This is a genomic window from Cupriavidus sp. UME77 (genome assembly GCF_014170355.1).
Taxonomy (GTDB): domain Bacteria; phylum Pseudomonadota; class Gammaproteobacteria; order Burkholderiales; family Burkholderiaceae; genus Cupriavidus; species Cupriavidus basilensis.
Genome location: NZ_LZZU01000086.1, coordinates 1 through 20,825, shown reverse-complemented (window position 1 = coordinate 20,825; position 20,825 = coordinate 1). Strand labels below are relative to the sequence as shown.

Here is a 20,825-nt window from a genome sequence, read left to right as displayed (position 1 = left end):
ACGCGCGTGGCCGATGCCTCGATGTTCTTGTGAATTCAGTGCAGCGGGAAATGCCGCCCCAGGAAGCCGAGCACGGCGGCATTGAAATCCGCCGGGCGCTCCATGCAAGCCAGGTGGCCCACCGCGGGCAGGCACAGGTAATCGGCGCCAGCGATCTTCTGCGCCATGCGCTCCATCACGGCAGGCGCGGCGTTGGCGTCGTGCTCGCCGGCCAGCACCAGCACCGGCACGGTGATGCGCGCCAGCACTTCGCGCCGGTCAAAGCGCACCAGCGCCTGCAGGGCGGCGCGATAGGTGTCGGGCGGCACGGCCGCCATCACGCTGGCGGCGAACGCCACCGCGCGAGGCTCGGCCTGCGGTGCGACCATGGCGCGCACCAGCCCGCTGGCCATCTCCGCCATGGTCTTGCCGGCATCGAGCGGCGCCGTGCGCGCGGCCACGAAGTCGCGTTGCCACTGGCCATCGGCCTTGCCGAATGCGGGCGACGTGCCGGACAGCACCATTGCGTCGATCAGTCCTGGCATGGCTGCATAAGCTTCCTGCGCAACCATGCCGCCCATGCTGTGGCCTAGCAGCACCACACGCCGGCCCGCATCGCGCTCGGCCTGCAGCACCGGCTGCAAGGCTTGCGCCAGCCCGGCGAAATCACAAGGATCGATCATGGCGCTGTCGCCGTAGCCAGGCATGTCCCAGGCCACCGCGCGATAGCCTGCTTGCACCAGCGCAGCGATCTGCGCCGGCCACGCGGCCTTGCCGCCGCCGATGCCATGCAGCATCACGACAGCCACGGGGCCGGTGCCCTGCGCGAGGGTGGAGATGCCATTGGCATGGGTCTGGGTCTGGGTCTGGGTCTGGGTCTGGGTCTGGGTCTGGGTCTGGGTCTGGGGCTGGGTCGTGCCAGGATTCACGTTCTCGTTCATGCGCTTGCCTTGTTGTTTGCATGGGCCGCTTCGGGCGTAGCCGGACCGGCGAGCCGGCCTTCGTCCACCTCGCCCACGCCATCGAGCGTGATCGTGCAGTTGCGCAGCGGCAGGTCGAAGTGGCCCAGCGTGTGGCGGCCGGCGACCTCGTTGGCACCGGTGGAGTAGAGAAAGTTGCCGGCAAAGGCGCGCAGCTCCGTGCCGTTGCAGTCGCGCTTGTCGTAGAACGTCATCGCATCCCAGCGGGCCTGCGGGTTCAAACCCCAGCCCACGTGCGAAACCGCGTAGGCGTCGCGCGTGCCTTCGCGGTCGGCCCACGCCGCGTAGTAGCCGCGCATCATGTCGGCGTCCATGCCCTGCCCTTCGATGCCGACCATGTAGTCATCCTCGATATGGCAGACGATGGTGTCGCGCAGGTAGGTCTTGAAGGTCAGGTTGACGTCGCCCGGTGCGAGCACCAGCGTGCCGTTGACCTGCCCGCCGGCGGGGAAGGCCAGGCACAGGCCGCCAGGCCAATGCGCGACCTGGCCCGGCTTGTTGCAGTAGCCCCAGACGCCGCCTACGCGCGCGCTTGCAAGCCCGACGCACAGCTCGGTGCCGGCAGCCGAATGCACGCGCATCTCGCCTGCGCCGCGCAACCGTTTCATGGCCGCTCGCACGCCGCTCTCCAGCGTTGGATCGGGCAGGCAGCGCTCCAGGATCTCGGGATGTTCGTTGCTGACCATCAGCAGGCGCGGCACGATGCCATCGGCGCCTTTGAGGATCAGCGGGAGTTCGGGCGCATGCAGCAGGCCCTCCACGGTGCAATCGATCACCAGGTGGCAGCGCTGCAAGGCGGCCACCACCGGGGCGAGTTGCTGCAAGGCATCGCTGGCGCCGGTGGAACGCACGGGCGCGGGCGCGGCAAGCGCCGGGGACGGCACCCGGATGCGTACGGGCGTGGCGCCCAGCGCTTGCACCGCCAGTTCCGCCAACTCCACATTGACGCGTCGGGATTGGGACTCCGTTACAATCCCAACCACTTCCTGGGCGGACAGGGCGCACAGTTCAAGGGTGCGCCGAAAAGCCGCCAGCCAGCGGTGCTCGATTTGCTCGATGAGCATAGGTCTCCTCCTGGTGCGATCTGCTGCGATCCTGGCAGGGTCCCGGGGGAATGGCCTTGGTGCGCCAGCCCACCGATGCCTCCCGCCGGACGCATTAGCTTTGTGCTTGTGATTCTTGTCGCTGGCGCAAATAATATATGAAATTTCATGGATCCCAGTGGAGCCCGCGCTATGGGCATGCCTGAGGCCACGCCAAGCATCATCGGCAAGGCCGCTTCTCCCGATTTCGATACGCTGCACTTCCGGCGCACGCTGTCCCAGTTCGCCACCGGCGTGACGGTGATCACCACCCGCGCGGGCCCCGGCTCGCCGCCGGGCGCGCCGTTCGTGGGCATTACCGCGAGCTCGTTCAACTCGGTCTCGCTCGATCCGCCGCTGGTGCTATGGAGCATGGCCACGCGCGCCAACAGCCTGCCGATGTTCCGCGACGGCTCGCACTACATCATCAATGTGCTGTCGGCCTCGCAACTGGACCTGTGCCAGCGTTTCGCCACGCTCAAGGGCGACCGCTTCGCGGGCGTCGACTACCGCCTGTCCGAGAACGGCCTGCCGATCCTTGCCAACGCGCTGGCATGGTTCGAATGCCACAACCGCAGCCGCTACGACGAAGGCGACCACGTCATCTTCGTGGGCGAGGTGGAGCGCTGCGGCGTGCACGACAACGCGGGCAACCCGCTGGTGTTCCACGACGGCCGCTTTGCCACCACCGATCCGCTGACGGACTGAAGTCCGGGCGCAGCAGCCATGAAGGATTCGCCCAAGCCGGCCCCGGCGGCCCCAGACGCTTTTGTAGACGGCTACCTGCCCTATCTGCTGGCGCGGGCCAGCCACCTTGTGTCGGGCGAGTTCCACCGGCGGGTCGAGGCAGCCGGGCTCTCCGTGCCCGAATGGCGCGTGCTGGCCACGCTGGCCGACCGGCCAGACTGCACCATCGGCGCACTGGCCGATATCACGCTCACCAAGCAACCCACCCTGACCAAGCTGATCGACCGCATGGCCGCCGACGGTCTCGTCACGCGGCGCAACGGCGCCCTGGACCGCCGCCATGCGCTGGTATCGATCACCGCGCGCGGCCGCAGCCGCGCCCGCGCCCTGCTCGACCAGGCCGCCGCCCATGAGCAACAAGTGCTGGATGACTTTGGCGTCGCGCAGGGCAACCAGCTCAAGGACACCTTGCGCCGCCTGATCGCGCTGCACGCGCCGCGCTGAGTGCCGGCAGCGTTCAGGACCGCGGCTCGCCCTTGACGACCGCCAGCGGCGAGCCATCCGTCTTGATCCTTTGCAGCACGATGTTCGAGCGGATATCCATCACGCCCGGCGTGCGGTAGAGCCGGTTCACGATGAAATCCGAGTAGTGCTTGAGGTTGCGCGCCTGCACGGTCAGGATGTAATTGCTGTCGCCGGTGATGATGTAGGCCGACACCACTTCGGGCCAGGATTGCACCGCCGCGTTGAAGGTATCGTGCCAGCCCTCGGTTTCGGGGCGCATCGACACCTGCACGATCGCCTCCAGTTCCAGGCCGAGCCGCTCGGCGTCGAACCACGCCCGGTAGCCGCCGATCACGCCGTCCTCCTCCAGCAAACGCACCCGCCGCAGGCAGGCCGAAGGCGACAGCGCCACGCGGTCGGCCAGGTCCTGGTTGCTGATGCGCCCGTTCTCCTGGAGGCAGGTCAGGATGCGCAAATCGATGGGATCCAGGTTCATTTCGCAGATTCTTCCATGATTCTCTTAATAGATGAAATTCTATGCGAAAACCACCGCAATCCACTGGTCATTTCGCAAGCCTCTTGTCCGTAATATTGACTATCATGCCGTCATCCGCTCGATGAAGAGCCTTGGAACGCCGCTCCCAGGCGTCAGCCCCCGATGACGAACCGCCCCACCCCCGATACCAACGATAGGCCGCGCCAGCTCTGGGACATCAGCCCCGCGCTCTCGCCCGACACGCCGGTGTGGCCGGGCGACACGCCGTTCCAGCTCGAGCGCAACTGGCAGATCGACGCCCACTGCCCCGTCAATGTCGGGCGCATCACCTTGTCGCCCCACACCGGCGCCCATGCCGATGCGCCGCTGCACTACGCCGCCGACGGCGCGCCCATCGGCGCGGTGGACCTGGCGCCCTACCTCGGCCCGTGCCGGGTGATCCATTGCATCGGTGCGGCCCCGCTGGTCGAGCCCCATCACATCGAACATGCGCTGGCAGGCGTACCGCCGCGTGTGCTGCTGCGCACATACCAGCAGGCGCCACTGGCAACGTGGGACCCGGACTTCTGCGCGGTCGCACCGGAAACCATCGCGTTGCTCGCAGAGCACGGCGTCATGCTGGTCGGCATCGACACGCCCTCGCTGGACCCGCAGGAATCCAAGACCATGGCCGCGCACAACATGGTGCGCCGGCATCGCCTGGCCATCCTCGAAGGCCTGGTGCTCGACGCCGTGGCCGAGGCCGACTACGAACTGATTGCCCTGCCCCTGCGCTTTGCCGGACTCGATGCAAGCCCGGTGCGTGCCGTGCTGCGCAGCCTGGCCTGAACGATCGCACTGAACGACCCGAACCCAACCTTCCCCCGGAAACCTCTCACACATGACCGCACTGACTCGCGAGCAATGCCTCGCCCTCGACCAAGAAGATCCGCTGCGCCACCTGCGCGACCAGTTCGCGCTCCCGCAAGGCGTGATCTACCTCGATGGCAACTCGCTGGGCGCGCGCCCGCGCAGCGCCGCGGCACGCGCCGCCGAAGTGGTGAGCGAGGAATGGGGCACTGGCCTGATCCGCAGCTGGAACACGGCCGGCTGGTTTGAACTGCCCCAGCGCCTGGGCAATATGCTGGCACCGCTGGTCGGTGCCGGCGAGGACGAAGTCGTGGTGACCGACACCACCTCCTCCAACCTGTTCAAGGTGCTGGCGGCCGCGCTGCGCGTGCAGCAAACCCGCGACCCGAAACGCAAGGTGATCGTATCGGAAGCCAGCAACTTCCCCACCGACCTCTACATCGCACAGGGGCTGGCCGACCTGCTGCAGCAAGGCTATTCGCTGCGCCTGGTGAATGCGCCCGAGGAGATCGATGCGGCGGTGGACGCCGACACCGCCGTGCTGATGCTGACCCATGTCAACTACAAGACCGGCGAAATGCTCGACATGGCCAGCGTGACCGAGATGGCGCATGCCCGCGGCGCGCTCACGGTGTGGGACCTGGCCCACTCGGCCGGCGCCGTGCCCGTGGCGCTCAAGGCATCGGGTGCGGACTACGCGGTCGGCTGCACTTACAAGTACCTCAACGGCGGCCCCGGCTCGCCCGCCTTCCTGTGGGTCGCGCCCTCGCTGCGCGATGCCTTCTGGCAACCGCTGTCCGGCTGGTGGGGCCACGCCGCGCCGTTCGCGATGGAACCCGGCTACCGCCCGCGCGAAGGCGTAGCGCGCTTCCTGTGCGGCACCCAGCCCATTGCCTCGCTGGCCATGATCGAATGCGGGCTCGAAATCTACGCCCAGACCGACATGGCAGCGCTACGCGCCAAGTCGCTGATGCTGACCGACCTCTTTATCGCGCTGGTGGAAACACGCTGCGCCGCGCACCCGCTCGAACTGGTGACCCCGCGCGCCCATGCGCGCCGCGGCAGCCATGTGAGCTTTGCCCATCCGGACGGCTTTGCCCTGGTGCAAGCCCTGATCGAGCGCGGCGTGATCGGCGACTACCGCGAGCCGCGCATCGCGCGCTTTGGCTTCACGCCGCTGTACACCAGCTTCACCGAAGTCTGGGATGCGGTGGAAATCCTGCGCGACGTGCTCGATAGCGGCACCTACAAGGCCGAGCGTCACCAGACGCGCGGCCTGGTGACCTGAGCAGGAGCACGCCATGAGCAACCACAAGGGATGCCCGATGTCGGGCGCAGGCGCCACCGAGACCAGCGATGCCAGCTGGCACGACGCCCAGATGGATTTCGCCAAGGACATGAGCTACGGCGATTACCTGGCGCTGGACCAGATTCTCAACGCCCAGCATCCGCTCTCGCCCGAGCACAACGAGATGCTGTTCATCGTGCAGCACCAGACCAGCGAGCTGTGGATGAAGCTGGCGCTGCACGAATTGCGCGCCGCGCGCGAATGCGTGCGCCAGGACCAGTTGCCGCCTGCCTTCAAGATGCTCACGCGAGTCTCGCGCATCATGGAGCAACTGGTGCAGGCGTGGAGCGTGCTGGCGACGATGACGCCGCCGGAGTACTCGGCGATGCGCCCCTACCTCGGGATGTCGTCTGGTTTCCAATCGTTCCAGTACCGCGAGATCGAGTTCATCCTCGGCAACAAGAACGCGGCCATGCTGCGCCCGCATGCGCACCAGCCGCAACACCTGGCGCTGGTGGAAGAAGCCCTGCGCACGCCGTCGCTGTATGACGAAGCGATCCGCCTGATGGCGCGGCGCGGCTTTGCCATCGATGCGGCCTGCATCGAGCGGGACTGGACCAAGCCGGCCGGCGAAAACGCCTCGGTGGAAGCGGCATGGCTGGAGGTCTATCGCAAGCCCGAGGCGCACTGGGAACTGTATGAACTAGGCGAGAAGTTCGTCGACCTGGAAGATGCTTTCCGGCAGTGGCGCTTCCGCCATGTCACCACCGTGGAACGCGTGATCGGCTTCAAGCGCGGCACCGGCGGCACCGAAGGCGTCAGCTACCTGCGCAAGATGCTCGACGTAGTGCTGTTCCCGGAATTGTGGAAGCTGCGCACGGATCTGTAAGCAGGCAAAAGGTAAGCACGCAAAAGCGGACGCGACACCGGCCAAGGCCGGTGTCGCGTCGCTTCAGAGCGCCGGGTCGGACAGCCGCGCCGCCAGCGCGCGCAAGGCCGGCGCCAGCTTGTCGTGGAACACCGCTTCCTCGACCGAGCCATAGGACGCACTGCAACTCAGCATGTGCAGCTCCTTCTCCCCCACCGGACGGAATGCCACCGCGCATGCATGGATGGCCGGGTGCCAGTCACGGAACGACGCCGCATAGCCCAGGGTAGACGCTTGCTCCACCGTGGCACGCATGGCCGCCTCCTGGGTTTTCCACTGTTCGGGATAGGCCAGGGCAAACTCTGCCAGCACCCGTTCGCGCTTGGCTGCCGGCAAGGCCGCCAGGTAAGCGCGGCCCATGGAGCTCGATACCAGCGAAAGCCGCGACCCCACGCCCAGCCCCAGCATCACGCCGGCATCGTTGCGGATCGATTCAAGATAGATCACCTCCATGCGCTCGCGCTTGCCCAGCGAGACCGACACCCCATAAGCCTGGGCGAACGCCAGCATGTGCGGACGTGCCAGCGTCACCACATTGGACGCGGACAGGTAGGAATAGCCTAGTGCCAGCACGCCGGCATCGAGTGCGTACTTGCCCAGGCTATCGTCGTAGCGCAGGTAGCCCAGTTGCACCAGCGTGCCGGCCAGCCGGCTCACGGTGGCTTTGGGAAAGCCCGTGCGGCGCACGAAATCCTGGTTGCCCAGCATCGACTCGCCAGTGCGAAAGCAACGCAGCAGCTCAAGGCCGCGCGCCAGCGCGGCAACAAAATTGGGATCGCTCTCGCGCGGTGTGGCGCTGGCGGCATCCGCCGCAGGCGTGGCTTGCGATTCAGTGGCCAAAAGTGATCTCCGCGGTTTGAATGGAGGCAGCGCGGCCTATTGCATGGATCGCGCATTGCGATATACTACATCATCGGAACAAAGTTCCGCAATGCGGAACCGCAAAGGCACCACGGCGGACCGCGGAATGCGCCGATACTTCCTGAATTCAGGGTTGGCTCCCGAGGCCGCCCATCCCGATCTGCACTAGACCTGCACTACCGAAGGAGACCTACATGGCTGCCAACGCCGAATTCCACTGGGCTGACCCGCTGTTGCTGGACGACCAGCTGAGCGCCGACGAGCGCATGGTGCGCGACGCCGCCCTGGCCTATTGCCAGGACAAGCTCGCCCCGCGCGTACTGCAATCGTTCCGCAATGAGAAGACCGACATCGAGATCTTCCGCGAGATGGGCGAGCTGGGCCTGCTCGGCCCCACCATTCCCGAGGAATACGGCGGCCCCGGCCTGAACTACGTGGCCTACGGCCTGATCGCGCGCGAAGTGGAGCGGGTGGATTCGGGCTATCGCTCGATGATGAGCGTGCAGTCGTCGCTGGTGATGGTGCCCATCCACGAATTCGGCAGCGAAGCGCAAAAGCAGAAATACCTGCCTAAGCTGGCGACCGGCGAGTGGATTGGCTGCTTCGGCCTGACCGAGCCGAACCACGGCTCCGACCCGGGCTCCATGATCACGCGCGCCAAGAAGGTGGCAGGCGGCTACGAGCTGTCCGGCGCCAAGATGTGGATCACCAACTCGCCCATCGCCGACGTCTTCGTGGTGTGGGGCAAGCTGCTCGGCGACGACGGCAAGGAAGCGATCCGCGGCTTTATCCTCGAAAAGGGCTGGAAGGGCCTGTCGGCACCGGCCATCCACGGCAAGGTTGGCCTGCGCACCTCGATCACCGGCGAAATCGTCATGGACCAGGTGTTCGTGCCGGAAGAAAACCTGATGCCGGGCGTGTCCGGCCTGAAGGGGCCCTTCACCTGCCTGAACTCCGCCCGCTACGGCATCGCCTGGGGCGCCCTGGGCGCCGCCGAGTTCTGCTGGCACACCGCGCGCCAGTACACGCTGGACCGCAAGCAGTTCGGCCGCCCGCTGGCCGCCAACCAGCTGGTGCAAAAGAAGCTGGCCGACATGCAGACCGAGATCACGCTGGGCCTGCAAGGCTGCCTGCGCCTGGGCCGCATGAAGGACGAAGGCACCGCCGCGGTGGAAATCACCTCGATCATGAAGCGCAATTCCTGCGGCAAGTCGCTGGACATCGCCCGCGTGGCGCGCGACATGCTCGGCGGCAACGGCATCTCGGACGAATTCGGCGTGATCCGTCACGTGGTCAACCTCGAAGTGGTCAACACTTACGAAGGCACCCATGACATCCACGCGCTGATCCTGGGCCGCGCCCAGACCGGCATCCAGGCGTTCTTCTAAAGCACGCCGCCCGGGCCCGCCCGCTCTCTGCTCTCTCCCAAGAAATAAAAAGGCCCGGCTGCGACGCCGGGCCAAGCACACTACCAAGGAGAGACGACGGGCGAGCCCATCGTTGTACAACGCCGTCCGCCGGCCCGGCGCTACGCGCCCCGGCCGGCCGCTTGCTTACTTGTTGGGTTGCGGCGTCAGCCGCAGGTAAGGCCGCACGGCCTTGTATCCCTTCGGAAATTTCTGCTTTATCACGTCCTCGTCCTTCAGCGAGGGCACAATCACTACATCCTCGCCGTCCTGCCAGTTGCCCGGCGTGGCAACACTATGGCTGTCGGTGAGCTGCAGCGAATCGATCACCCGCAGGATCTCATTAAAGTTGCGCCCGGTGCTGGCCGGGTAGGTGATGGTCAGCCGCACCTTCTTTTCCGGGTCGATCACAAACAGCGAGCGCACCGTCAAGGTCGCGTTCGCATTGGGGTGAATCATGTCGTACAGCTCGGAAACCTTGCGGTCGCCATCGGCGATGATCGGGAAATTGACCGTGGTACCCTGGGTCTCGTTGATATCCTTGATCCACTCCCGATGGGACTCGACAGGGTCGACCGACAGTGCGATGACTTTGACATGGCGCTTGGCAAAATCACCCTTCAGCTTCGCCGTCAGGCCGAGTTCGGTCGTGCAGACCGGTGTGAAATCGGCCGGGTGCGAGAAAAGCACGCCCCAACTGCCGCCCAGCCATTCATGAAAGCGAATCGGGCCTTCACTGGAATCCTGTTCGAAATCCGGTGCGATGTCACCCAGACGTAGAGCCATGCGGGTCTCCTCAAGAGGCAAAATAGGGTGGAACCACTCTAGTCCGATTGCGATCCAACCCAAACGAATATAAAGTCACTACAAAATCACCTTTTTGTAGTAAGACCTTTGTTAAGACCTTTGTCCTGCGTCACAGTCCTGCACGCTGTGTCGGACTCGTGGTGTTGAAACCACGGCGGTTCCCCGCATATGCTAGTAAAGAGGGCGAGAAGCTGCCCGACAACGTGCGGGGAAGGCAAAATGTCACAATCCGAAACCACCGCCCGCAACAGGAGAAACTGATGAGCGATGTCAAGACCGTTTTGTCCGATGCCGAAGAACTGCTTAAGCAAGCGGCCTCGACCACAGGCGAGAAAGCTGCCGAACTGCGTGAGCGCGGCATGGGCCTGCTGAAACAAGCCAAAGAAAAGGCCCAAGACCTCCAGGACGCCGTGGTCACCAAGAGCAAGGCGGCTGCACGTGCCACCGACGATTACGTCCATGACCATCCGTGGCGCGCAGTCGGCGTTGCCGCCGGCGTCGGCCTGCTGATCGGCCTATTGCTGAACCGCAAGTAATTCGCCAGGCCGCAGGCCTCGCGCATGAACCCGAACGCCTTGCACCTGGGTCGCCACATGTCGCGGCGCAGTGCCGGGCAACGCCCCGCCAGCGGTCCCGCACCGCTGGCGGGGCTCCCCGTCTGCAGCAGGTGCAGCGCTTCGCCGCTGCACGCCTTCGCCGGAATTGAATGAGCGACCCCACCTCTTCCCCCAAGTTTATGGATGCCCTGCGCAGCCTGGCAGGATCACTGGTGGCAATGGTGCAGACTCGCCTTGAACTTGCCAGCGTCGAACTCGCGGAAGAACGCTCCCGGCTGATGAAGATGGCCTTGCTGGCCTGTTTCGGCCTGGTGTTCTTTGGCCTGGCCATGGTGACGCTGACCGTATTGATCGCCATCGTGTTCTGGGACACCTACCGCTGGCAGGCCCTGGGCGTGCTGGTTGCGCTATACCTGGCCGCCTGCGCAATCTGCCTCGCGGTTGCCCGCCATCTGGTGCGCAATGCCCCGCCCCTGTTCGAAGCGACGCTGGCCGAGATCGACAAAGACCGGGAGATCCTGCGCCGATGAGCACACCACACACCCCAGGCGAGCCGGCCGACAACGCGGCCGGCACCGCATCCACCGCCAAAGCGCCTCGCTCGCACCAGCGCCCCGTACGTTTCGCGCGGGAGGTGCGCCTGCCCCTTGCCATTCGCAAGGAGCTGCTGATCACGCGCGCCGCGCTTGAGCGCTACGACTGCGCCCAGGCGCTCCATCACGTCCGTGGCAGCGCGACCCGCCTCGGCCGCTTCAGCACCTGGCTGCCGCGCATGACCCGGCCCGCCTCCTGGCTCAAGCTGCTTGGACTCGCCAAGGACTACCCACTGCTCAGCTCAGCCGTGTCCCTGGCGTTGCCGCTGCTGCGCAAGACCCCGGTGCTGCGCTGGGGCTGGAAGCTGTCCAAGTTCGGCGCGCTGGCCGCAGCCGGCTACTGGGCCTACGAGACTTTTCAGAAAAGCTCCGCCCAGGATGCCCGCAAGACCCCGTCCGACACCGTCGACACAGGGTTCCGCGACCCGCTGGTGCGTTAGCACCGCGATACGCCATGCAAGGCCGCCACCTGCGCCGGCCTTGCCTACCGAGGGCCTGCCATACGGCAATGAAGGCAATCAGCGCCACTCGCCGCGGCGAGCCGCCGTACACCACCATCGCGGCGCGCGCTCCAACGCTTATTCGACGCAAGGTGACAGCCCAATGACCCAACGAGCGGAAATGCAGCAAAAGGCGTTCTACCTGCTGCTGGCAGTCGTGTCGATAGCCTTCTGCTTCGTCCTGCGACCTTTCTTCGGCGCTGTGTTCTGGGGCGCCATCCTGGCCATCATCTTCACGCCGCCCAACAACTGGCTGACCCGGCGCATGGGCGGCCGACGCAACCTGGCATCGCTGACCACGCTGACGCTATGCCTGCTGATCGTCGTGCTGCCGCTGATCTTTGTCACCGGCGCCCTGATCCAGGAAGGCAGCACCGTCTACCAGCAGATCAAGTCCGGCCAGCTCAATTTCGGCGCCTACTTCCAGCAAGCCTTGCACGCCCTGCCGCCGTCGGTGACAAGGGTGCTGGACCGCTTCGGCCTGACCGATATCAGCGACCTGCAGCAAAAGCTCACCGCGGGGGCCGCCCAGGCCAGCCAGATCATCGCCGCGCAGGCGCTCAGCATCGGGCAGAACACATTCCAGTTCGTGGTCAGCTTTGGCGTGATGCTGTACCTGCTGTTCTTCCTGCTGCGCGATGGCCCGCAGCTTTCCAAGATCATCATGCGGGCGATTCCGCTGAGCGAGCCGCACAAGCAGCACCTGCTGCGCAAGTTCACCACCGTGGCCCGCGCCACCGTCAAGGGCAACATCGCCGTGGCCGCGGTGCAAGGCGCGCTGGGCGGCCTGGCCTTCTGGTTCCTCGGCATCCAGGGCTCGCTGCTGTGGGGTGTGCTGATGGGCTTCCTGTCGCTGCTGCCCGCGGTAGGCGCCGCACTGATCTGGGGACCGGTGGGGATCTACTTCCTGCTGACCGGCGACGTGGGCAAGGGCTCCATCCTGATCGGCTTCTGCGCGGTGGTGATCGGCGCGGTGGACAACGTGCTGCGCCCTATCCTGGTCGGCAAGGACACTCGCATGCCCGACTGGGTGGTGTTGATCTCCACGCTGGGCGGCATGGCGCTGTTCGGGTTGAGCGGCTTTGTCATCGGCCCGCTGATCGCCGCGCTGTTTATCGCCAGCTGGGACCTGTCCACGTCCACGCGGGAAGAAATCGAGCGCCGGGACGCCACGCACGACAAGGACCCGACGCCGCCCGCACCGTCCACAGGCGCAACCGGGCAAGCCAGCGCCAAGGCACCGGGCCCCGAGGCGGCGCGCACGGACTGAGCCGCGCCGCCGTTTGCCGGCCCCAAACACATCAAGGAGTGAGCATTGCGTCAAGACAAACCATCATCCGGTGCGCAGGCGCCGGCAAAGGTAAAGCACTACGGCGTGCGTGAACTGTTCCGCAAACCGGACCGTTCCCAGTTCTCGATCTCGCCGGATGGCCGCCACCTGTCCTTCCTCGCCCGGCACCAGGGCCGCCAGAACGTCTTCGTGCAGGCCATCGACACCGAAGGCAACGTGTTGGGCGAAGCCCGGCCGCTGACCCACGAGAGCGAGCGCGACCTGCCCTTCCACACCTGGAAAGGCAACGCGCACATCCTGTATGCGAAGGACTTTGGCGGCGACGAGAACTTCCACGTGCTGTCGGTGCCGATCGACGGCGGCGAACCAGTCGACCTGACCCCGTACCCCGGCGTGCGCGCGGAGATCATCGACGATCTCGAGGACGATGACCGCCATATCCTGCTGTCGCACAACAGGCGCGACCCGGAGGTATTCGACGTGCTGCGCGTCGATGTCGTCACGGGCGAGTCCGTGCAGATCGCGGAAAACCCGGGCAACGTGATGAGCTGGGGCACCGACCACGCAGGCCGCCTGCGGGTAGCCACCGCCAGCGACGGCGTGAACACCACGCTGCTCTACCGCGATACCGAGGACGAGCCTTTCCGCCCGATCCTGACCACCGACTTCCGCGAGACGGTCTCGCCGCTGTTCTTCACCTTCGACGACAAGCAGCTGTATGTGCAGTCGAATCGCGGCCGCGACAAGACGGCGATATTCGAGTTCGATCCGCAGACCGCCAGGGAAGGCCGCCTGGTCTTCGAGCACGATGAGGTCGATGTCGGCGGCCTGTCCTACTCGCGGCATCGTCGCGTGCTGACCGCCGCCTGGTACACCGACTGGAAGACGCACCGCCATTTCTTCGACGCCCATGCCGAGCAGATCCATGCCGACCTGGAACGGCAACTGCCGGGCTACGAGCACCACGTTACCAGCATCACGCGCATTGAGACCCGCATGATCGTCTCCGCGTCGAGCGACAAGACCACCGGCACGCGTTTCCTGTACGACAGCGGCACGCAAAAGCTGGTCGCGCTAGGCAAGGTGCAGCCCTGGCTGGATGAAGCCGACATGGCCGGCATGCAGCCAATCCGCTTCACCTCGCGTGACGGCCTGCAGATCCACGGCTACCTGACGCTGCCGGTGGCCAGCGCGGGAGAGCCTGCGCCGCAGGGCCTGCCGCTGGTGGTCAACCCGCACGGCGGCCCGTGGACGCGCGACGTATGGGGCTTCAACCCCGAGGTGCAGTTGCTGGCCAATCGCGGCTATGCCGTGCTGCAGATCAACTTCCGCGGCTCTACCGGCTACGGTCGCGCATTCTGGGAGGCGAGCTTCAAGCAGTGGGGCAAAACCATGCAGCACGATATCGACGACGGCGTCGACTGGCTGGTCGCGCAAGGCATCGTGGACCCTAAGCGCATTGCGATCTACGGCGCCAGCTATGGCGGCTATGCAACGCTGGCGGGCGTAGCCTTCACGCCGGAGCGCTACGCCGCGGCCATCGACTATGTCGGCGTATCGAACCTGTTCACGCTGCTGGAGACCATTCCCGCGTACTGGAAACCGATGCTAGACATGCTGTACGAGATGGTCGGCAACCCCAACGTGGAAGCCGAGCGCCAAGCCCTGCACGATGCCTCGCCGGTGTTCTTCGCGGACAAGATCCGCACGCCGCTGCTGGTGGCGCAAGGCGCCAACGATCCGCGCGTCAAGCAGGCGGAGAGCGACCAGATCGTCCAGGCGCTGCGCTCGCGCGGCGTGGATGTGGAATACCTGTTAAAGGAAAACGAGGGCCACGGCTTCCACAACGAGGAAAACACCTTCGACTTCTACGAAGCCATGGAAGCGTTTCTCGCCAGGCATCTGGCCAGGGAAGGCTGACTTGCGGCTGCTCCGCGCCCGAACATCAGGCGCGGGCACATGAAACAAAAAAGGCGTAGCGGTTGCCCGCTACGCCTTTTCGCAATGCTGGTGGGTCGTGCGTGACTCGAACACGCGACCAACGGATTAAAAGTCCGCTGCTCTACCGACTGAGCTAACGACCCGGAAAAACTGAAGCCGCGATTATAGGAATATCTTGGCCCTAAAGTCAACCTTTGAACACGAACTACTCGTGCTAGATCATGCGCTCAAGGCGCCATATCTGGTAGCGGAAGCCGAGCACCGAGCCAAGCAGGATGCCGGCCAGCGCAATAAACGAGCCAATCGCCAGCGTGGATACGCCTGACAGCCCCTGGCCGATGGTGCAGCCCAGCGCGGTCACGCCACCCACGCCCATCAGGACGCCGCCCACCAGATGATTGCCGACGTCCTCGGCGTTGCCAAAGCCCTCCCAGCGAAAGGTGCGGGTCACCAGTGCGTACGCAGCGGCGCCGGCCACCACGCCGAACACGCTGACGATGCCGATGGTCAGCGCCTTGCTCTTGTCGCTGAACATCATCAGCCAGTCGAGCGTGTAGGCATAGGGAGCGACAAAGCTCAGGCTCTCCATGCGGCCGCTGTTGCTGGCAACGAACAGTTCCTCGAGCGTATTGGGATCCTCAGCGACATAGCCGAGGTGCCCGGACACGTACCACATGGCCACGATGATCAGGCCCACCGCGAGGCCACCAAGCAGGTTATCGAAGGTGCGGAAGCCGCGTCCCGCCATCGCCCAGATCACCAGCGCCCCGCCCACCACCAGCGCGATGCCGACTTGCAGCGTGGCGCGCGCCAAGCCGCTGGCGTGCGCCAGCACGGAGGGCAGGTCTTGCGTGGTGGGCAACGTGAGCGCCACGGCATCGACGGTGTTTACGCGAATCACGCCAAACAGGCCGCGCAGCGTCATATACGCCGACAGCCCCAGGAAGACGAACACCACCAGCGACTTAAGGTTCCCGGCGCCGATACGCACCAGCGTCTTGCTGCCGCAGCCCGAGGCCAGCACCATGCCGAAACCGAACATCAGCCCGCCCACCAGGGCGGAGAGCCAGTTGAGCTTGCTGGCGGCATAGATGGTCTTGGTGGGATCAATGTAGCCGCCCGCAGCCAGCGCGGCGGTGCCGATCATGGCCACGCCGATGGCCAGCCCCCACATGCGCATGCGGGTCCAGTCGCCCATATTGACGACGTCGGAGACCGCACCCATGGTGCAGAAGTGCGTGCGCTGGAGCACCGCCCCAAACAGGAAGGTCAGGATGAAGGTGCTCGCCAGTATGGTACGGCTGAGCGCGGCAATATCGATTTCGGGCATGGGTGTCCGGCGGGGAAAGCGGAACGGGTGGGTGCGCGCAGGCGCGCTGGTGGCAATGGCAACCGTCAGGCTGCGCCCTGGTAGCGGGTGGGATCCGGCACGCCAGCGGCCTCGAAGCCCGCGCGGCGGATGCGGCAAGAGTCGCACACGCCACAGGCCCGGCCGTCGTCGTCGGCCTTGTAGCACGATACCGTCATGCCGTAATCCACCCCGAGCTTGACGCCGGCGCGGATGATCTCGCCCTTGGTCATGTCGATGATGGGCGCGTGCACACGGATGCGCTCGCCTTCGACGCCGGCCTTGGTGGCCAGGTTGGCAAGCGCCTCGTAGGCGGACACGTACTCGGGCCGGCAATCCGGATAGCCAGAGTAGTCGACCGCGTTGGCACCGAAGAACAGGTCACGGCCGCCAACGGCCTCGGCCCAGCCCAGGGCCAGCGACAGCATGATGGTATTACGGGCCGGCACGTAGGTGACCGGAATGCCGCCGACGGCGCCGTCCGTAGGCACCTCAAGGCTATCGTCGGTCAGCGCGGAGCCGCCGAAGCGGCGCAGGTCCAGGTCGATGATCTCGTGGCGCACCGCGCCCAGGGCGGCGGCCACGCGCTTTGCGGCCTCCAGTTCCGAGGAGTGGCGCTGACCGTAGCGCATCGACAACGCATAGGTCTCGAAGCCCTGCGCATTGGCCATGGCAAGGACGGTGGCGGAGTCCAGGCCGCCGGAAAGCAGGACGATAGCGCGTTTTTTCATGATGGCACGGCGCGGCGCCTGGAGGCGCCACGCAAAATTCGAGGCGAATCGGGTATTTTAGCGCGCCCAAGACTAAAGGCCCGCGGATGCGGGCCTTTAGTGTATTGACTGCTACCTGGGCCGCTTGGCAGCCCCCGCCCTCTCAGGCACTCACTTCAGCGTCTTGAGGCGATTGCTCGCCGCCTGCGCGCCCTCGGTGCCAGGGTATTTGGCTACCACCTGCTCCAAGGTCTTGCGGGCCGCGGGCTTCTGGCCCGATTCGATCTGGTTGTTGGCGATGGCGATCAGCGCATCCGGCACCTTGGGGTGATCCGGATAGGCCTGCACCATGTTCTGCAGCACCGAGGTCGAGCCGCGGTAGTCGCGCTGCGCGTACAGCGAGTTGCCGAGCCAGAATTGCGCCAGCGGCACGTACGGGCTCTGCGGGTACTTCTTGATGAAGCCCGCGAACACGTTGCCGGCACCCTTGAAGTCCCCGGTCTGGAACTGCTTGAGCGCGGCATCGTATTCGGTCTTCTCGCCAGGTTGCGACAGCCCTTCGCGGCCATCCACGGTGACCTGTTGCGGCTCGAATTTCTTCAGGCGTGCATCCAGGTCCGCGTAGTAGTCCTTCTGCTGCTTTTGCAGCGTCGTCACCTCGTTCTGCAGCATCTCGTTCTGGCCGCGCAGCCGCGCTACTTCCTGGCGCAGACCTTCGAGCTGGTTCTGCATGTCGAGCTGGGCGCGGCTGTTCTGGTCGATGCGCTGCGAAGCCGTCGCCTGGAAACCGTTGAACTGGTCCCGCATGTTGACGATGGCTTTGCGCGCCTCGTCATCGTCGAACACGCCGGCCCGCGCCTGCGCCAACGGCAGCAGGCTGGCGCAGGACATCGCAGTAAGCAATACCAACTTGGAGACGCGTGCTTTCATGAGATGGCTGTCCGCAGATTAGTACGTGATGTCCGCGCGGCGGTTTTCTGCCCAGGCGGCTTCGTCGTGACCGGTTGCCTTGGGCTTTTCCTTGCCCAGGCTGACGGCTTCCATCTGGGTTTCCGGCACGCCCAGCGAGGACAGCGAGCGGCGCACGGCTTCGGCGCGCTTCTGGCCCAGTGCCAGGTTGTATTCGCTGGTGCCGCGCTCGTCGGTGTTGCCCTGAATCAGGATGCGGCGACCCTTGTTGGCGGCCAGGTACTTGGCGTGCTCCGACAGCATGCCCTGGTAGTCGGACTTGACGCTGTAGCTGTCGAAGTCGAAGTACACGCTGCGCTTGGCCAGCGGGCTGTTCGGATCGTTCAGCGGATCACGCGACACGTCCACCGGCGCCACGGCGCGGGCGTCGGTCGAAGGCGTACCCTTGTTGCCGGCACCGGCGTTGGCGGTGTCGTCCAGCTTGACGCCGGAGCTGCAAGCGCCGAGGGCCAGCAGAGCGGCGACGGCAAGGGTTTTGGTCAACATATTGGTCATAGCTAGGAACTCCTCGTTTATTGCATGAATGGTCCCCAGGACGGCTCGCGAACCTCGCCGGACTGGAGCGACAAAACCTGCCGGGTACGCCCGTCAGTGGACACTGCCGCCAGCACCGAGCGACCTCCCGCCCGGGTGGCATAAAGAATGTACTTACCGTTGGCGGCGAAGCTCGGAGCCTCGTCGTTGGCGGTGTCGGTCAGCGAGGTCACGTCGCCGTTGCCGAGATCCATCAGCTGCAGCTTGAAGCCGCCGCTGCGGGTGATATAGGCCAGCTGCTTGCCATCGGGGGAAATGCGCGGGCTCACGTTGTAGCTACCCTTGAAGGTCACGCGCTGGGCCGCGCCACCCTCTTCGCCGCCGGCCGGCATGCGGTAGATCTGCGGCGCACCGCCGCGATCGCTGGTGAAGTAGATGCTGCGGCCATCCGGCGCGTATTGCGGCTCGGTATCGATGGCGCTGCTGCGGGAAAGGCGCTTGAGCCCGGAGCCATCGGCGCCAACCTGGTAAATCTGGGTATTGCCGTCGCGCGACAGCGCCACCGCCAGGCGCTGGCCGTCAGGCGACCACGAAGGCGCGCTGTTGTTGCCCTTTTGGTTCGACACCAGCGTGCGCTTGCCGGTCGCCAGGTCGTGCACGTAGACCACCGGCTTCTTGGCCTCAAAGGACACGTAAGCGACCTTGCTGCCATCCGGCGACCACGACGGCGAGATGATCGGCTCGTTGCTGGTCAGCGCCACCTGAGAGTTCTGGCCGTCGGAGTCCGAGATCAGTAGCTGGAAACGCCCGCCCACCCGCGAGACATAGGACAGCCGCGTGGCAAACACGCCGCGCTCGCCCAGCAGCTTTTCGTAGATGTAGTCGGCAATCTTGTGGCCGGTCACGCGCAGCTGGTTTGCGCTGACAGTGAAGGCCAAGCCACCCAGGCTGGTGCCCTTGACGGTGTCGTAGAGGCGAAAGCGCACGTCATACTGGCCGTTGCCGGTAGGTGTGACGCTGCCGGCCACGAAGGCATCGGCGCCGCGCGCCTTCCAGCTGCCAAGGTCGGCATTGGCGGACTCTGCCACCGTGGCGCCACCCGGGTCGACATTGCGGAAGCGGCCGCTGCGCTGCAGGTCACTGCGGATGATGGCGGTGAGATTTTGCGGGGCCTGAGCTTCGCCCTGGAAGTTGGCCGTGGCGATGGGGAACTGGCTGGCGCCAACGCCGGTGATTTCAACGTTCAATTGCGCCTGTGCGCTGCCGGCCGAACACGCCAGCACCACCGCCAGCCCGGCAAACAGGGCCTGCGCGCGGGTGCCGCGCCGCTGCGCGGCCAGCCAAAGGGGGGCCCAAAGCTTTCGCATGCTGCTCCTCAATCGAGATCAATATTCATCGAGCGCGGCCGGCAAACGGGAGCCGTGGAACGGGCAAGCATGCTGAAGGCTTGTCGCATGCCCGTATCGCGTGCCCCGGGCACATTTGCCGGCTGCGTCAGGCAACCTGTCATCCTAGCGTTGGGACTGCGGTGCATCGACGTAGGTTGCAATATGTTGCAATTCGAATGTTCCCGTGCCATCGCCATCGCCGTACCTCTTAATCCTTAGGCTTGAAGGTGATCGTGAAGCTGGCTGGCGCCTTGCCGTTTTCGTCGCGGGGCAGCGGATCCGAGCGCTCCACGGCACGCAGCACGGCGTTGTCCCAGCCCGAATTGCCGCTGGACTTGGACAGCCGCGCGGACATCAAGGAGCCGTCCGGCGCCAGTTGAACCGACACCACCGCGGCCGGATTGCCAGGCACGTCTTCGGTAAACACGATATTCGGCTTGACGCGGCGACGCACGCGATCCGGGTAGCCAGGCGAGGCCTTGCCGCCAGAACCAGCACCGCTGCCGGCGCTGCTGCCGACACCGCCGGCGCCGCCGACTGCCGCCCCGCCCCCGGCCATGGCCTGCAGCCGCGCCAGTTCACTGTGGCGCTGGGCATTGGCGGCGGCGTCGCGCTTGGCCTTGGCATCCGCATCAGCCTTGGCTTTCGCGTTGGCGGCGGCCTTGGCTTCGGCGTTAGCCTTGGCCTTGGCGTCGGCGGCTGCCTTTGCCTTGGCGTCAGCCTCCGCGCGCGCCTTGGCATCCGCCTCGGCACGGCTCTTGGCCTCGGCGCGGGCCTTGGCGTCGGCTTCCTTGCGCTCGCGCTCAACCTGCTCCTTGCGCTGCTCCTGCAGCGCGGCCTGCCTGCGAGCGTCTTCCTTGCGCTGGGCTTCCTTCTTCAGCTCGTCCTTCTTCTGTTCTTCGCGGCGTTGCTCTTCACGGCGTTGCTCTTCGCGGCGCAGGTCGTCCTTGTGCTGGGCATCCTTGCGGGCAGCCTCCTTGCGGGCCGCTTCCTGCCGATCGGCTTCCTGGCGCGCGCGCAGGTCGGCTTGCTGGCGCGCCTCCTCACGGGCGGCGGCCTCGGCCTGGCGGCGCTTTTGCTGCTGCAGGGCAATCTCTGCGTCCTCTTCGGCACGAGACCTTACCGCTGGCGCAGGAGGCGCGGGACGGGCTTGTACGATAGGCTGGGGTTCGGGAGGCGGCGGGGGC

22 protein-coding genes and 1 tRNA gene are annotated in these 20,825 nt (G+C 65.6%); 11 read left to right on the top strand and 12 right to left on the bottom strand.

Features of this window, described 5'->3' with window-relative positions; genetic code table 11:
* Positions 1–35: 35 nt before the first annotated feature.
* Positions 36–920: an alpha/beta fold hydrolase gene (locus A9975_RS31820; protein WP_255504141.1), complete on the bottom strand. Its 885-nt coding sequence runs from the start codon at positions 918–920 to the stop codon at positions 36–38.
* Positions 917–2,023: a peptidase M29 gene (locus A9975_RS31815; protein WP_183036219.1), complete on the bottom strand. Its 1,107-nt coding sequence runs from the start codon at positions 2,021–2,023 to the stop codon at positions 917–919. Before A9975_RS31815 ends, A9975_RS31820 begins: the two co-directional genes overlap by 4 nt.
* Positions 2,024–2,194: 171 nt before the next feature.
* Here A9975_RS31815 and A9975_RS31810 point away from each other — a divergent pair, with 171 nt between their 5' ends.
* Both A9975_RS31810 and A9975_RS31805 read left to right on the top strand, forming a co-directional pair.
* Positions 2,195–2,749 (top strand): flavin reductase family protein, encoded by a 555-nt coding sequence (locus A9975_RS31810; RefSeq protein WP_006162962.1) that lies wholly within the window; start codon positions 2,195–2,197, stop codon positions 2,747–2,749.
* Positions 2,750–2,767: 18 nt separating this feature from the next.
* A complete protein-coding gene (locus tag A9975_RS31805; RefSeq protein WP_183036218.1) occupies positions 2,768–3,232 on the top strand; it encodes a MarR family winged helix-turn-helix transcriptional regulator in 465 nt (154 codons plus the stop codon).
* 13 nt (positions 3,233–3,245) lie between these two features.
* Here A9975_RS31805 and A9975_RS31800 read toward each other — a convergent pair whose 3' ends face one another.
* Positions 3,246–3,728, bottom strand: coding sequence for an Lrp/AsnC family transcriptional regulator (locus A9975_RS31800; RefSeq protein ID WP_183036217.1), 483 nt, complete (start codon positions 3,726–3,728; stop codon positions 3,246–3,248).
* A gap of 162 nt (positions 3,729–3,890) precedes the next feature.
* On the opposite strand from A9975_RS31800, the gene kynB reads away from it, so the two are divergent.
* The 3 genes from kynB to kynA are packed head-to-tail and all read left to right on the top strand — an operon-like array spanning position 3,891 to position 6,754.
* Entirely contained in the window at positions 3,891–4,556 is a 666-nt protein-coding gene (gene kynB, locus A9975_RS31795) for an arylformamidase (protein ID WP_183036216.1), read from the top strand.
* Positions 4,557–4,608: 52 nt separating this feature from the next.
* Positions 4,609–5,865, top strand: coding sequence for a kynureninase (kynU, locus tag A9975_RS31790; protein WP_183036215.1), 1,257 nt, complete (start codon positions 4,609–4,611; stop codon positions 5,863–5,865).
* Positions 5,866–5,878: 13 nt separating this feature from the next.
* Positions 5,879–6,754, top strand: a complete 876-nt coding sequence (gene kynA / locus A9975_RS31785; RefSeq protein ID WP_150984125.1) for a tryptophan 2,3-dioxygenase — start codon at positions 5,879–5,881, stop codon at positions 6,752–6,754.
* Positions 6,755–6,817: 63 nt separating this feature from the next.
* Here kynA and A9975_RS31780 read toward each other — a convergent pair whose 3' ends face one another.
* On the bottom strand, positions 6,818–7,633 hold the full coding sequence (locus A9975_RS31780) for an IclR family transcriptional regulator (protein ID WP_043348497.1): 816 nt from the start codon (positions 7,631–7,633) through the stop codon (positions 6,818–6,820).
* 215 nt (positions 7,634–7,848) lie between these two features.
* Between A9975_RS31780 and A9975_RS31775 the strand changes: the two genes are divergently transcribed.
* Positions 7,849–9,042, top strand: coding sequence for an acyl-CoA dehydrogenase (locus A9975_RS31775; RefSeq protein WP_183036214.1), 1,194 nt, complete (start codon positions 7,849–7,851; stop codon positions 9,040–9,042).
* A gap of 165 nt (positions 9,043–9,207) precedes the next feature.
* Here A9975_RS31775 and A9975_RS31770 read toward each other — a convergent pair whose 3' ends face one another.
* Positions 9,208–9,846 carry a peroxiredoxin gene (locus tag A9975_RS31770; RefSeq protein WP_183036213.1) on the bottom strand — a complete coding sequence of 213 codons (639 nt, stop codon included), beginning with the start codon at positions 9,844–9,846 and terminating at the stop codon, positions 9,208–9,210.
* A gap of 281 nt (positions 9,847–10,127) precedes the next feature.
* Here A9975_RS31770 and A9975_RS31765 point away from each other — a divergent pair, with 281 nt between their 5' ends.
* The 5 genes from A9975_RS31765 to A9975_RS31745 all read left to right on the top strand — a co-directional run bounded on the left by A9975_RS31765 (position 10,128) and on the right by A9975_RS31745 (position 14,728).
* Positions 10,128–10,403 carry a YqjD family protein gene (locus A9975_RS31765; protein WP_006162945.1) on the top strand — a complete coding sequence of 92 codons (276 nt, stop codon included), beginning with the start codon at positions 10,128–10,130 and terminating at the stop codon, positions 10,401–10,403.
* Positions 10,404–10,573: 170 nt separating this feature from the next.
* Positions 10,574–10,954: a phage holin family protein gene (locus A9975_RS31760; RefSeq protein ID WP_150984121.1), complete on the top strand. Its 381-nt coding sequence runs from the start codon at positions 10,574–10,576 to the stop codon at positions 10,952–10,954.
* The gene (locus A9975_RS31755) at positions 10,951–11,457 is read left to right on the top strand and encodes a DUF3318 domain-containing protein (protein ID WP_183036212.1); all 507 of its coding nucleotides are present in this window, start codon (positions 10,951–10,953) and stop codon (positions 11,455–11,457) included. The genes A9975_RS31760 and A9975_RS31755 overlap by 4 nt, the downstream gene beginning before the upstream one ends.
* Positions 11,458–11,620: 163 nt before the next feature.
* Complete coding sequence (locus A9975_RS31750; protein WP_255504140.1) at positions 11,621–12,787, top strand: AI-2E family transporter; 1,167 nt, start codon at positions 11,621–11,623, stop codon at positions 12,785–12,787.
* A gap of 45 nt (positions 12,788–12,832) precedes the next feature.
* Positions 12,833–14,728 carry a S9 family peptidase gene (locus A9975_RS31745; protein ID WP_183036211.1) on the top strand — a complete coding sequence of 632 codons (1,896 nt, stop codon included), beginning with the start codon at positions 12,833–12,835 and terminating at the stop codon, positions 14,726–14,728.
* Positions 14,729–14,816: 88 nt separating this feature from the next.
* On the opposite strand, the gene A9975_RS31740 is transcribed toward A9975_RS31745, so the two are convergent.
* The 7 genes from A9975_RS31740 to tolA form a co-directional block, all read right to left on the bottom strand.
* Positions 14,817–14,892 (bottom strand) — tRNA-Lys (locus A9975_RS31740).
* A 71-nt stretch (positions 14,893–14,963) separates the two neighbouring features.
* Positions 14,964–16,079 (bottom strand): YeeE/YedE family protein, encoded by a 1,116-nt coding sequence (locus A9975_RS31735; protein WP_183036210.1) that lies wholly within the window; start codon positions 16,077–16,079, stop codon positions 14,964–14,966.
* Positions 16,080–16,144: 65 nt separating this feature from the next.
* Positions 16,145–16,828 (bottom strand): 7-cyano-7-deazaguanine synthase QueC, encoded by a 684-nt coding sequence (gene queC, locus A9975_RS31730; protein ID WP_043348516.1) that lies wholly within the window; start codon positions 16,826–16,828, stop codon positions 16,145–16,147.
* Between the two features lie 150 nt (positions 16,829–16,978).
* Positions 16,979–17,737, bottom strand: coding sequence for a tol-pal system protein YbgF (gene ybgF / locus A9975_RS31725; RefSeq protein WP_183036209.1), 759 nt, complete (start codon positions 17,735–17,737; stop codon positions 16,979–16,981).
* Positions 17,738–17,755: 18 nt separating this feature from the next.
* Positions 17,756–18,271, bottom strand: a complete 516-nt coding sequence (gene pal / locus A9975_RS31720) for a peptidoglycan-associated lipoprotein Pal (RefSeq protein ID WP_183036208.1) — start codon at positions 18,269–18,271, stop codon at positions 17,756–17,758.
* Positions 18,272–18,288: 17 nt separating this feature from the next.
* Positions 18,289–19,617, bottom strand: a complete 1,329-nt coding sequence (tolB, locus tag A9975_RS31715; protein ID WP_183036207.1) for a Tol-Pal system beta propeller repeat protein TolB — start codon at positions 19,615–19,617, stop codon at positions 18,289–18,291.
* A gap of 229 nt (positions 19,618–19,846) precedes the next feature.
* Positions 19,847–20,825: cell envelope integrity protein TolA (gene tolA, locus A9975_RS31710; RefSeq protein ID WP_183036206.1), on the bottom strand; the 979-nt coding region annotated here is incomplete at its 5' end.